Source organism: Thermosporothrix hazakensis, assembly GCF_003253565.1.
Classification (GTDB): Bacteria; Chloroflexota; Ktedonobacteria; order Ktedonobacterales; family Ktedonobacteraceae; genus Thermosporothrix; species Thermosporothrix hazakensis.
This window is the reverse complement of sequence record NZ_QKUF01000016.1, coordinates 76,371-89,681: the sequence shown is the minus strand read 5'-3', so window position 1 is coordinate 89,681 and position 13,311 is coordinate 76,371. Positions and strand designations below refer to the sequence as shown.

Sequence of the window (13,311 nt, the reverse complement as noted above, 5' to 3'; positions counted from 1 at the left end):
CAGGCTGCCCCCGACAGCACCAAAATTCCCAGATAGCCTGTGCGAACAGTGCCAGGGGCAGCAAAAATCACATCTCATGATCAGAGATATCAACCAGCTCTAGAATTCGCCCCCGTACAGGAACCCGCTCAAAACGCCTATCCTGCGGCACAGCCTTTACCTGCAACCTGTACTTTGGCTGCATCCTTACTTTGGGCTCAACCTGCGTACCCGGAACAAATTGCAGGCGATATCGTTGAAGGAGTACCGAGAGAATGATTTTCATCTCATAGATCGCAAAGCCCGCACCAATACACATATGCTGCCCCGCCCCAAATGGCAGATACTCATAGGGAGTACGTTTCAGGGTCAACCAGCGCTCAGGTTTGAAACGGTTCGGTTCGGGATAGAGTTCAGGCATTCTATGCGTCACAAATTGACTGTACAAGATGTTTGTGCCTGCTGGTATTTCGTAGCCTTCAAGTTCACAGTCAGTCATGGTCACCCGAGCACCTACCGAACCCGGGGGAAGCAAGCGCAGGCTCTCTTTAATCACTCCATCCAATAAAGGCATTTGAGCAATCTGTTCGGGCGTCGGTGCATTCCCCTGCAAGATCCCTTCCAGCTCATCGAGCAAATCAGAAAGGATATGTGGATGCTGATGAAGCAAGAAGAGCACCCAGGTTAGCGATGTCATCGTTGTTTCAAAACCCGCAAGGAAGAGTGAAGCCGTATTGCTTAGAAGCTCGTCCTCACTTAAGAAGCTCCCGTCTTCATCATGTGCATGAATGAGTGCAGCCAGAACGTCAGTTGCTTCTGTTTGTGAGCGTTTCTGCTCTATAAGCTTTAAAAAGAACTGCTCCAACTCTTCCCCTAAACGCAATGTCTGATGATAAGGAGTCCCGGGCAGATTCACGGGCAGGATCAATGCCAGGGGCACTGCTTTATTTAATTGAAATATGGTCGTACTGATCCTCTCCAACTCCCGTTCATCATAAAGGCCAAAAAGAGCTTTGATGATGATTCGCAAGGTAATGCGCTTCATCTCCTGATTCAATTCAAACTCATTTTGCGTTTCCCATCGCTCCAGCACATATTGCGTCATTTCCACCATATTATGATGATAGCAGGTGAGCATCTTGCGATGAAACGCGGGCTGCATCAAGCGGCGCAGGCGACGATGCTCTTTCCCCCTTTCCATTGCAACATTGCGCAGCATCATACGACTAAAAGCGGAATCTGCTGGCATACGTTCCAGAATTGTTCCTTTGGTCACTTCAAAACAATCTGGATTGGAGAGCACTTTAAAGTTATTCTCCGGTCCAAAGACAACGACATAGGTCAGGTTACCGGCAGCCAGCGTGGCGATATTCCCATACGTTTTATGTAACCAGGGAAGATAGAAGAAAGGGGTATAGAACGCCTTGACCAGATTCGATCTCCAGCCAAGCAAAGGAAAAACCTTCGGGCCAGGAATGGAGCGAGCAGCGAGAGTGGCCATCTGCAACCTCCTGATATCTTTTGCACTACATCGACAGAGAATGGGAACCTGAATCATCAATACATTGACAGTCATCTATTTACACAGCAACCATGAAGCATCATGAACTGATTGCTCGCTTGCTCTCTATTTCACAGGCTCACTCTTGTGCCTCCGGGTGGCTGTTCTGTTCCTCGGGAGAAAGCGGGCGGAGAGAAAACAGGCGTACTAACGATAGATTGAAATACTGTTATCGCCCGCTCTATATGGACTTGTCCAATATCCTTATGCGTCACCAACCTGATAGCCCGGGAGCCAAAAGCTAAGGCCAGCACTCCACGCGCTTCTAATTGAGCAAGAAAATCATGGACTGTTATCTTCTCGTCCTTGAGTTGCACAATTACAATATTCGTATGTACGGATTCTGAATCTACATGAATAGCTGGTAGACCGGCCAGACCCTCTGCCAGCCTGCGAGCGTTCTCATGATCTTCCTGCAAACGTTCAATCATATGTTGCAAAGCATAAAGCCCCGCAGCCGCCAGCATTCCCGGCATATGCATAGCTCCACCAAGCGTTTTACGCCAGCGCCGCGCATGACGAATAAACGTTGTAGAGCCGCAAAGCATGGCCCCTGAAGGGGCTCCGAGTCCCTTACAAAGCGAAAAAGCGACCGAGTCCGCCGGAGCAACCAGATCTTCTATCCGACAATTCAAGGCGACCGCAGCATTAAAAATTCTTGCTCCATCAAGGTGTAACGCGGCCCCCCTTGCATGAGCGATATCTGCTACCTGCTGCGTATGTACAATATCAATGGGGGCGCCTGAGCAGCGATTCTGTGTGTTTTCCAGACATACAAGAGTTATAGGAGGAAAGAGCGGCCCCGACGCGCGAAAACTCTGGCTTAAAAGCTCCATCGGTAAAGAGCCATCTGGCAGGTTGGGAATCAGACGTGCCTGTACGCCTGCAAGCGCAGCCGGTCCTGCTAATTCGTAGTGGAAAATATGCGCTTCTGATCCCAGGATAATCTCATCTCCCCGCTGACAATGCACCAGAATGGCAATCAAATTGGCCTGCGTACCGCTAGGAACAAAGAGAGCAGCTTCCTTTTGCACCAATGTAGCTGTATATTCCTCCAGAGCCTGCACTGTGCGATCATCGCCTAGCACATCATCCCCTAATTCTATCTGATACATGACTCTTTGCATTTCAGCGGATGGGCGTGTAACAGAATCGCTTCTCAAGTCAACAATCATTGTGTCATTCTCCTTAAAAATCTACTCAGAAGCAGATAATAAAATGATCAATATGGTTCTTTCCTCAACTTCTTTGCTCGAAAAGCACAATGGATGCTGTTTACTTCTTTTCCTTTTTACCGGTATGAGAGAAGGGGAAATATAAGTGTTCCTCCTTCCTTTTACAGGAAGAGATAAAGCGTCTAATAACACCACATGCGTAAAAATCAATAAATAACAGGGGTAACTATGTATCCCCGCTTTCCTTCTATAACAGTTTTCTACAAACAGATTAAACAACAAAATAGGCTTTTAAAAGCGTAGACGTAAAAATATATTTCATAATGCTAACTTTTTTTATAATTGCCTTTTCCACTTGACTCTTTTTTGCTTTTCATGATATATACATAATATACATCATACTTACTTTCATCATACAATCTTTTGCCATTCTTACGCAAGAGTAATTGAGAGCATGGTAAAATAATCTATATTCCTTCTCAAAACGAAAACCCATTAAAAATCGGCTTCTGTGCTTTTTGAAGAGGATTGTGGAGTATTCCAGGGAGGGTATCATCAAACAAAGGAACTGTCGAGCGCTCACGGGCAGCATTCTTTCTCTGCGACACCAATCGACCAACAAAAAACGAACACCGTTTTTCGCTTTTCTGAACTCCTGGCTCAGAAATCTCACTTCCCCACTTGCATTATTGCGACCGATATTGACACAAGCGTTTTGTAACATGTTCTTTCGCCTGGAAATAGCTTCAAAAGCCTCTCGCTTTCAGGCGGAAACAGAGTGGATTGCGCGCTCTGTCTATTGCAGCTATCCAGTGCTGCATTCAAGATTATTCCAGCAATATCAACACCTGATAGCATCAATAGTGTTTGTGCGTCGTCTCAGATGCAGCCATCAATAAGAACCAGGATTGGGAGGCCTGTATGTCTGAAGAACAAAACCTTTCAACGCGCAAGGCCCATCTGTCTCCAGCGAAAAAGGCGTTGCTTGAACGCTGGAAACAAGGTGTTGCTCCTTCCACAAGCCAGCTTACTGGCATTACCCGTCGCTCTGAAGCAAACTTTATTCCCCTCTCCTTCTCACAGCATCGACTCTGGCTGATTGACCAGATTGCCCCGGGAGGAATTAACTATAATATCCTCTTTACTGCTCGTCTGCTCGGCAGGCTCGATATTGACGCATTACAGAGAAGCCTTCATGAAATTGTTCGCAGGCACGAGGTACTACGTACGACATTTGCCGATATAGATGGCAAACCAATGCAGATTATCGCTCCCAGAGGAACTATTTCACTGGCCATCCATGATCTGGAGGCATCTTCCCCGCCAGAGGAACGTGAAAACGAGGCACGGCGACTTGCTCGCGCAGATGCCCAGACACCGTTCGACCTTTCCCGAGGACCATTGATGAGGGCTCATCTGGCGCGCATCAATAACCATGAGCATATCTTTATTGTGACAATGCATCATATTATTACGGATACATGGTCACTTGGTATTTTCGCCAGAGAGCTCGCTGAACTCTATTCCGTCTATACAGCCCAAAAACCCTCTCCCCTGCCAGAACTCCCTGTGCAGTACGCAGATTTTGCCCTCTGGCAACGGAAGCGTTTCCAGGGGGACATTCTCACCAGGCAACTGCAATACTGGCGGGAACAACTGGCAGGCGCTCCCACCATTTTAGAACTTCCGACAGACTATCCACGTCCCACAACCCAAACCTTTCGGGGAGCCTTGAAGGCATTTGTAATAGAACCTCCCCTCGTTCAGCAACTACACGATTTCTGCAAACAGCACGATTGTACGCTGTTTATGCTACTCCTCGCAACCTATAATGTTCTTCTGTATCGCTATAGTGGACAGAAAGATATTCTTGTTGGCACGCCTATTGCCAATCGGTCACAGGGAGAAATAGAACAGCTTATCGGATTTTTTGCGAATACACTGGTATTACGCACAAAACTTCATGGAAATCCGACATTCCTGGAGCTTTTACACCGGGTACGTGAAACGACACTTGGAGCCTATGAGAATCAGGATGTTCCTTTTGAACGTCTGGTAGAAGAGCTTCAGCCCAAAAGAGAGTTAAGTCATAGCCCTCTCTTTCAAGTCATGCTCGTGCTTCAAAACACGCCTATGCCCGAGCTTCAGTTTGGCGATGAACTGACCCTTCAGATACTTGAAGGCGTTGAAAGCGGAACCTCCAAGTTTGACCTCTGGCTTTCGGTCATGGAAGATGGCGAGCGCTTATTCTGCGGCCTGGAATACAATACAGATCTGTTTACCTCACAGACAATGGAAAGGCTCATAGGACATCTTCAAACGCTCTTACAGGCGGTTGTCTTTCAACCGAAACAACGTATTTCCGATTTCAACCTGCTGACCGATGCAGAAAAACACAGAATTCTCCTGGAATGGAATGCAACTGATATCGCCTATCGGCAGGGCGTTTGCCTGCACTGGCTTATCGAGGAACAGATTGAGCGTACTCCCGATGCACCTGCGGTCATCTACAAGGATCAGCAAATCTCCTATCGAGAACTCAATAACCGGGCAAACCAGATCGCTCACCGTTTACGAGCGCTCGGCGTGGGGCCAGAAGTGCGCGTCGGCATCTGTATGGAACGCTCATTAGAGTTGGTCCCTGCGCTTCTGGGAATTCTTAAGGCAGGAGGCGCATATGTCCCGATCGATCCGACCTATCCTCGGGAAAGACAGGCTTTTATGCTTGAAGATGCTCAGGCATCAATTATTCTGACACAGCAGCATCTCCTGAAACAGCTTCCTGCACACAGCCTCCCCGTCCTTTGTCTGGACACAGAAGACCTTACGCACGAGTCCACAACCAACCCGGTGCATACTACCGTTGAACTGAATCTCTGCTATATCATTTACACCTCTGGTTCCACAGGCAAGCCTAAAGGAGCGATGACCACGCACCAGGGCCTCTGCAATCGGCTCTTCTGGATGCAAGACGCTTACAAGCTCAGTACAGATGATCGCGTCTTGCAAAAGACCCCTATGAGCTTTGATGTCTCCGTCTGGGAATTCTTCTGGCCGATTATGGTCGGGGCTTCTATTGTTATGGCGAAACCGGAGGGCCATCGTGATAGCACCTATCTGATCCAGACCATTCAAGAGCAGCAGATTACCACCATCCACTTTGTGCCGGCAATGCTTCAGGCATTCCTGGAAGACAAAAACGCCGGCCTCTGTACCTCTCTGAAACATGTCGTGTGCAGCGGTGAGGCGTTGACACTGGAGCATCAAAACCGCTTCTTCTCCTGCCTTGATGCGGAACTGACAAACCTGTGTGGCGCAACCGAAGTTTCTGTAGACTCAACCATATGGTATTGTCAGAAAGGGGATGACAACCGTGGGTGGGGCATTATACCGATTGGACGCCCGATCAGCAATACCCAGGCCTACGTATTAGATGTGTATGGTAACCCGGTCCCGGCAGGTGTTCCCGGCGAGCTGTACTATGGTGGAATCGGCCTTGCGAGAGGCTATCATAATCGCCCGGATCTCACCGCCGAAAAGTTCGTCCCTGACCCATTTAGCAAGGAACCGGGTGCTCGCCTCTACAAGACCGGCGACCTCGCGCGTTTTCGTGAAGATGGCACTCTGGAATTCCTGGGACGGATAGATCATCAGGTAAAGATACGAGGATACCGCATTGAACTGGGAGAGATTGAAGCTGTGTTAAGTCAGCATCCGGCAGTACAGGCCGCTGCTGTGCTGGCACGCGAAGATACTCCCGGTGAGAAGCGTCTGGTCGCTTATGTTACCCTTGAGGATGCGGAGCATGAGGCACAATCCCCGGAACAGCATTTCTCAGAGGAGCAGGTTTCTCACTGGCAGGAGATCTTTGACGATACCTATCGCAACAGCGAAGCAGAGGGTGACCCCACCTTTAATACATCGGGATGGAACAGTAGCTATACAGGTCTCTCAATTCCCGCTGAGGAGATGCGTGTCTGGACCATCACGACTGTTGATCGCATCGCAGCCCTACAACCACAACGCATTCTGGAAATCGGGTGCGGCTCTGGCCTCCTGCTGTTCCGCCTGGCCCCACACTGCTCGCGCTATCATGGAACAGATATTGCACCCTCCGTTATTGAGCGACTGCAACAACATATTGATGCGCAACATCTGGCCCATGTTACCCTTGCCTGCGCGCGTGCGGATGACTTGAGCAGCCTCAATAGTGAAAAATTTGACACCATCATTTTAAACTCGGTCGTTCAGTACTTCCCAAATATCGAATATCTGCTCCAGGTAATTGAAAAGTCCATACAACACCTGCAACCAGGAGGTCGCATCTTCCTCGGAGATATTCGTAACCTCCCGCTACTCACCATCTTCCATACCTCTGTAGAGATAGAGCATGCGGCACCTGATGTCCCTGCTGCTCAGTTGCTTGCCCGTATTCATAAGCGCTGTGAACAGGAAGACGAGCTTGTTCTAGACCCTGCCTTCTTTGCGGCCCTCAAGAAGCGTTTCCCACAGATCTCCTGTGTAGAGGTCCATCTGAAACGCGGGTATGATAACGAGATGACTCGTTTCCGTTATGATGTCACGCTCCATCTGGAACAGGCCAATCTGGCTGTACTGACTGATGTTCCCTGGCGCTCCTGGAATGCGGATCTCAGCCCGATCACGCTTCAGGAAGAGCTACAACAGCACAATCCCTCTTTGCTCGCCATTACAGGGATACCAAACGCTCGCGTACAGCGCGATGTTTTCCTTTATCAGCAGTTGACCCAATACTCGAAGCAGACTGTGGCGGAACTCTTTGAGCAGTCCACTGCATATGACTATGAAATAGGAATTGATCCTGAGGAATGGTGGAGTACAGGTGAGGCATCTGGCTATCATGTGATTATTCAGTGGACGCCAGACAATAACGAAGGCTATTATGATGTCGTCTTTGTGCGAAAAGAAGGCGAGCGGCCTGTACTGGATTACAGCCCGGCTTCCCTTCAGCACCTTCAACAACCAAACTGGCAGCAATACGCAACCATGCCCTTTCAGGATAAGCAGAAACAACAGCGTATCAACGACTTACGAGCGTATCTACAGGAGCGGCTCCCTGAATATATGGTTCCTGTCAGCTATATTCTGCTTCCAGAATTACCACTGTCTCCCAATGGCAAAGTCGATCGGCGTCAGCTCCCTGCTCCCGAAAGTGTGGCTTTAGGCATTGAAGCAACCTATGAGGCACCAACAACGCCACTTGAAGAAGAGCTGGCTCGAATATGGGCGAGCGTTCTGGGCCTGGAACGGGTAGGCCGAAGCAATAATTTCTTTGAGCTTGGGGGCGATTCTATTAAAGGGATTCAGGTCGTTGCAAGAGCAAACGAGGTCGGCATCCATATGGAGCCCAGGCTGATGTTTCAGTATCAGACCATTGCCGAGCTCTCACAGGCACTGCTTGATACCCAGGAAACAACTCCTCCCAGGGAGACCGAACAGGCTTTCTGGCCCCTGACTCCCTATCAGCAGCAGCTTCTGGAACAGGAGAAGCATCGTCCATACGAGTTGCTCGTCAAAACAAGCACCGCATTGAACCCGGTCATTGTTCGGCAAACGGCTCAATATCTGCTGATCGCGCACCCTGCGTTACATACGCGCTTTGTGGAGACAGCCGACGGCTATAAACAGGGAGAGGAACGAGGCGATATCAGCCAGTTCTTTGTGCACTGGCAACGTCCTGATAGCAGTGAAGCCGAGATCATAGAGGAGTTGAATACAGGCGAAACCGCTCTGAGCCGAATCACGCTCATTGAGCAGCATGAGGTAAGCTATCTGCACTTCTCTTTGCATCCGCTTATCGCTGATAGCCGTTCTCTGAGCGTGCTGATACACGATTTTGCGCAGGCATATCAACGGCTGGCCCAGGGAGCAACGCCTTCTACTTCGCAGGTTCCATCCTTCTTCCAATGGGTACAGAGCTATAGCAACTTCTGGCCAAAAGAGCTTCAGCCGGTTGGCAAAGGGCACACACATGAACAGGGCGAACAGATCCACCTTCAGTTCAGCCTGACCCGGGAAGAGACACAGGCTTTCTTCAATGCTCAAAAGGCGTATCGGACAAGGCCACAGGAGTTCCTGGTTACGGCCCTGCTGCTCACGCTTCAACAAACAGGCAATGGGCAGCTTTTCACCTTTGCCCTCTATGCGGACGGACGCAACGCGAGTTTCGACGAGGCTGACTATACACAAAGCCTCGGCTGTTTCACAATACCTTACCTGTATCATTTCCAGACCAAAGAGAGGTCTCCTGGTGAGGCCATCAAACTTGTCAAAGAGCAACTGCGTCACGTTCCTCAGCCAGATAAGACACCGCTTTTCGATCATACGCCGTTTGCTCTCCATTATATGGACGACCCAAACGCTCAAGGGGAGCTGTTCGCGGAAACTGTTGCTATCCATCTGGCAGAAGCAGAGAGCAAGGAATTTCCTGTTCTCATTGCCCGGTTACAGCAGGATACATTGTCTATTAGCTGGCACTTTGATTCAAAGGTATACGACCCGGCAACAATTCAGGGCTATGCTACCTCATATCAGAGGATGCTCATGCAACTGGTAGAGCACTGCACTACCCCCGGCGTTTATGGCTACACGCCCTCAGACTTCCCTCTCGCCCGACTCACCCGAGAACAGATTGATCGTCTCTTTGGAAAGAACCCGGCTATTGAGGATGTCTACCCTTTAACGCCCATGCAGCAGAATATGCTTTTCCAGCGGCTTCACCATCCCCAGGATGGACTGTATGTGATCTATCAGTGTCTCACGCTTGACAATATCAACCTGAACATCAACGCGTTTGAGCAAGCATGGCAGCACACTATACAGACTCATCCAGTTTTACGTACATCCTTTATCTGGGATGATCTGGACCAACCATTGCAGGTTGTTCATAAGCAGGTTCGAGTCGTCCTGGAGCAAGAGGATTGGAGAGCACTTGACGAGCACAGCCAGCAGGAGCGCCTGACCCGGCGTATTCGTGAGCTTCGGCGCAAAGGATTCAAGCTGAACGAGGCTCCACACTCCTCTGTAGCCCTCTTCCGCGTTGCCGAGAAGAAGTACCTCTTCCTCCTATGCTTTGATTATATGCTACAGGACGGTTGGAGTTTTCCGGTAATCCAGCGAGACTTCTTTACTGCCTATCAGGCTCTTGATATGGGACGAGAATTCCACCTGGAAGCGCCCCGGCCCTATCGTGATTTCATTGCCTGGTTACAGCGCCAGAATCAACAGGAGGCTCAACGCTACTGGCAACATACCCTGCACGGCTTTACCCGACCAACACCGCTGGCTCCAGAGCCGAGAGACCTCGATCCCGTCAATTATCCCGATCATTATGTAAAACAATTGAGCTTTGTAGCCGCAGCGACAACGACCCGCTTGAAAACACTGGCACGCCAACATCAATTAACCCTGAATACACTGCTTCAGGGAGCCTGGAGTTTACTACTCAGTCGCTATACACAACAGACAGATGTGGTGTTTGGCAATGTGATTGCCGGGCGTCCCACCACACTTACCGGTGTTGAGCAGATGGTTGGTCTTTTCAATAATCAGCTACCGGTACGTGTCCAGGTCACACCCGAAGCGTCATTACTTCCGTGGCTCCGCGATGTACAGGGGATGCTGGTAGAGATGCGTCAGTACGAATATAGCTTACAGCCTCATATGCAAGGATGGGGTGAGCTGCCACGTTATAAGGCCTTTTTCCAGAGCTATGTTGTCTTCGAGAATTTCCCCTGGAATACGGCAGCGCTTGAATCATTGCGACACTGGAACGTAACTGATGTGCGCTCGCTCGGCCAGACTGAACACCCTTTACGCGTCGAGATTATGCCCGGCACGTCTCTTGCACTCTCGCTCGCCTACGATCGCCGCTACTTTAGTGATCGTATGATTGCCGGTATCGCGGAGAATTTCCAGCAGGTGCTTACTCTGATGGCTTCGCAGCCGCATCAGTCTCTCAACCATTTCCTTCAGGCTATAGATCCGCAGCGCGAAATCGCCCGGGACATGAAGGCATCCATCTAGCAGACAGAAAACGGACCGGCTACAGAGCATGCTGTGTAGCCGGTCTTCCTGTATCTGGCTGGCTAGAGTTCCTCGGCGATTACCTGCACATAATCGGGGAAGGCTGGAACGACATCTGAGGAATACTCAAAGAGCGTGAAGTTCCCATCCTGCTTGATCGGCTTAAAGCCATGAAATTTGTAGGTCACCAACATCATGCGATTTCGATCATTCGATATAAACTCCGCTCGCAACTGGACCCGCGCTCTTCTGGCAGCCTGAATAATATAGCTCAACAGAATTGAGCCAACGCCTCTCGAAATAACGCGGCAGGACATCAGGAGCAACTTAATCGTCCATATCTTTTCTTCGCACTCCAGAAGCACCAACCCGATTTTTCCATATGAGCCATATTTATCTTCTAACTCCGCAATAATAAGCCGATGTCGAGAAGAACCGAGCAGTGCTCTTAGCTCCTCATATGAATAGGTATAGCCGGTCGTATTTAACTGATGCGTACGGACTGTAAGCTCCTCTGCTCGCTTCAGATCCTGCTCGTGGGCACGGGAAATGGTGAAAACCATTTTTAACGTTGTCAGAAACTCCTCGTTTGTGCCAGTAAAATCTTTTTCAGCTTTTTGCCTTTCTATCTCACTGAGGTACATCAAACGCCTGCGCCGTGCATCTGCGGTGATCGTGTCAGGGAGCATTTCAGCCCTGTCCACAAGGGTTGCAATCTGCTGTGCATCAAGGCAGAGGACATCCGGTAACGCATAGGCGACCTCGTCGCGCTCAAACGCCTGATCATCAATAAAGGCCAGGGTATCAATGCCTATATTGAGCAGCCGGGCAATATGTTGAATGGAGGTGGATTTTGCCTGCCAGCTAATTTGAGGATAAAGAAAGTAATCGTAGATTCCCAGTTCCTTCAATTTTGAAACGGCAGTATCATGGTCGTTCTTGCTGGCAATCGAGTGCAGAATACCGCGTTCATCTAGCTTCTGAAGCACAGAAAGCAGCTCAGGACGAAGAGTGACGGCTTCATCCTCTAACAGGATGCCATCCCATAGTGTATTATCCAGATCCCAGACCACACACTTGATCTGTTTGCGTTGGACTATCTGCTGCTCACTTCCCATGTGTTTCTATCCTTCGCATTTCCTGCTCATCTATTGGAGTACCCATAACGCGCTATCATAATCTGCTGAATCTGGGTGCTTCCCTCTATAATCTCCATAATGGTGGCATCCCGAAGATAGCGCTGAACCGAATGCTCACCACTACAGCCGCTCGCGCCGTGAATTTGAACGGCAGCTCTGGCAGCCTTTGCGGCTATCTGTGCAGCAAAATATTTCGCCATACAGGTAGACATAATAGAGGCGGGATCGCCTGCATCTTTGAGATATCCCGCCTGATAACAGAGGAGCCGCGCAGCTTGCGTTCCCGTCAACATGTCCGAAATCATCTGCTGAATAAGCTGGTACTCCTTCAAATAGGAGCCAAACTGCTTTCGCTGGCTGGTATAGCGAAGGGAAGCATCCAGACACGCCTGAGCGATTCCAACAGCGCCACAGGCAACACTGTATCTTCCGAAGTCCAGACAGGAGGTAGCAACCCCCTGAAGACCAAAATTCTGCTTCCCTACCAGGTTTTCCTGTGGTATCGAGCAATCCTGAAACGAGAGTTCAGCCAGCATAGAAGCTCGCGTCCCGAGCATCTCGGTGATGGGCTGAACAGTCAATCCGGGCGTCTCACGTTCTACCAGAAACGCCGAAACCGTTCCTTTATATAGTGCAAAGACAAGGAACACGTCAGCAACCTGACCGTAGGTTATCCATTTCTTGTGCCCATTAATGAGAAATGACGTGCCTTGAGCAGTAACAGTCGTTTGAATGCTCTGCGCATCGCTTCCTGCGTCGGGCTCACTCAGGGCAAATGCCGCGATGATTTCTCCCCTTACCAGTCGGGGAAGCCATTGCGCTTTTTGTTGTTTTGTCCCCCAACGGCATAAAGCATAGATCACCATACCGTGAACGGTTAGCAAGCTGCGAAGAGAGGAGCACCCTCGACCAAACTCTTCATGGAGTATGCCGACAGTCACCATATCCATTCCTTGTCCACCATATTCCGTCGATACAAACGGGCCCAGATACTGATTACGGGCAATCGTGCGGATAAGCTCGACTGGCGTCTGTTGTTCCCGATCCAATGTATCCGCGACAGGCTGTATATGCTCCTGCACAAAGGAACGACAGGTGTCTTGAATCGCCTGCTGTTGGGGTGTCAGTTCGATCTTCATATGCTCAGCCCTGAATATGCGCTTTTTTACGCGCCACCAATTGTGCGATGGCATTCACGGAGCGGAAATTATCAATATCCAGATCGTCATCTTCAATACTGATCTCGAATTCTTTCTCCACGAATAGCACAAGCTGCATGGCAAAGAGAGAGTTTACAAAGCCCTGCGCAAAGATATCCTGATCGTCATCCAGTCCCGCTTGAGCTACATGCCTGTGCAAAAACAAGCGTATTTTCTCTTTTATTGTTTCCATG

The 13,311-nt window shown here is 49.6% G+C and carries 6 protein-coding genes; 1 reads left to right on the top strand and 5 read right to left on the bottom strand.

The window, feature by feature from the left end:
* Window positions 1-67 precede the first annotated feature (67 nt).
* Together EI42_RS19895 and ltaE are read right to left on the bottom strand one after the other, a co-directional pair.
* Window positions 68-1,480, bottom strand: a complete 1,413-nt coding sequence (locus EI42_RS19895; RefSeq protein ID WP_111324392.1) for a cytochrome P450 — start codon at window positions 1,478-1,480, stop codon at window positions 68-70.
* A 131-nt stretch (window positions 1,481-1,611) separates the two neighbouring features.
* Window positions 1,612-2,715 (bottom strand): low-specificity L-threonine aldolase, encoded by a 1,104-nt coding sequence (gene ltaE / locus EI42_RS19890; protein ID WP_111324391.1) that lies wholly within the window; start codon window positions 2,713-2,715, stop codon window positions 1,612-1,614.
* Between the two features lie 921 nt (window positions 2,716-3,636).
* Between ltaE and EI42_RS19880 the strand changes: the two genes are divergently transcribed.
* Window positions 3,637-10,779 carry a non-ribosomal peptide synthetase gene (locus EI42_RS19880; protein WP_111324389.1) on the top strand — a complete coding sequence of 2,381 codons (7,143 nt, stop codon included), beginning with the start codon at window positions 3,637-3,639 and terminating at the stop codon, window positions 10,777-10,779.
* Between the two features lie 62 nt (window positions 10,780-10,841).
* Here EI42_RS19880 and EI42_RS19875 read toward each other — a convergent pair whose 3' ends face one another.
* From EI42_RS19875 to EI42_RS19865, 3 genes are read right to left on the bottom strand one after another with little or no spacing between them, the layout of a single operon-like run.
* Window positions 10,842-11,897 carry an HAD-IIIC family phosphatase gene (locus tag EI42_RS19875; RefSeq protein ID WP_111324388.1) on the bottom strand — a complete coding sequence of 352 codons (1,056 nt, stop codon included), beginning with the start codon at window positions 11,895-11,897 and terminating at the stop codon, window positions 10,842-10,844.
* Window positions 11,898-11,923: 26 nt separating this feature from the next.
* On the bottom strand, window positions 11,924-13,057 hold the full coding sequence (locus tag EI42_RS19870; RefSeq protein WP_111324387.1) for an acyl-CoA dehydrogenase family protein: 1,134 nt from the start codon (window positions 13,055-13,057) through the stop codon (window positions 11,924-11,926).
* Between the two features lie 4 nt (window positions 13,058-13,061).
* Window positions 13,062-13,310 carry a phosphopantetheine-binding protein gene (locus EI42_RS19865; protein ID WP_111324386.1) on the bottom strand — a complete coding sequence of 83 codons (249 nt, stop codon included), beginning with the start codon at window positions 13,308-13,310 and terminating at the stop codon, window positions 13,062-13,064.
* Between the last annotated feature and the right edge of the window lies 1 nt (window position 13,311).

What these genes read in the sequence shown, in the direction of transcription:
- EI42_RS19865 (WP_111324386.1), bottom strand. Translation starts at nt 13,310, where the DNA reads ATGGAAACAATAAAAGAGAAAATACGCTTGTTTTTGCACAGGCATGTA.
- EI42_RS19880 (WP_111324389.1), top strand. Translation starts at nt 3,637, where the DNA reads ATGTCTGAAGAACAAAACCTTTCAACGCGCAAGGCCCATCTGTCTCCA.
- EI42_RS19895 (WP_111324392.1), bottom strand. Translation starts at nt 1,480, where the DNA reads ATGGCCACTCTCGCTGCTCGCTCCATTCCTGGCCCGAAGGTTTTTCCT.
- EI42_RS19875 (WP_111324388.1), bottom strand. Translation starts at nt 11,897, where the DNA reads ATGGGAAGTGAGCAGCAGATAGTCCAACGCAAACAGATCAAGTGTGTG.
- ltaE (WP_111324391.1), bottom strand. Translation starts at nt 2,715, where the DNA reads ATGATTGTTGACTTGAGAAGCGATTCTGTTACACGCCCATCCGCTGAA.
- EI42_RS19870 (WP_111324387.1), bottom strand. Translation starts at nt 13,057, where the DNA reads ATGAAGATCGAACTGACACCCCAACAGCAGGCGATTCAAGACACCTGT.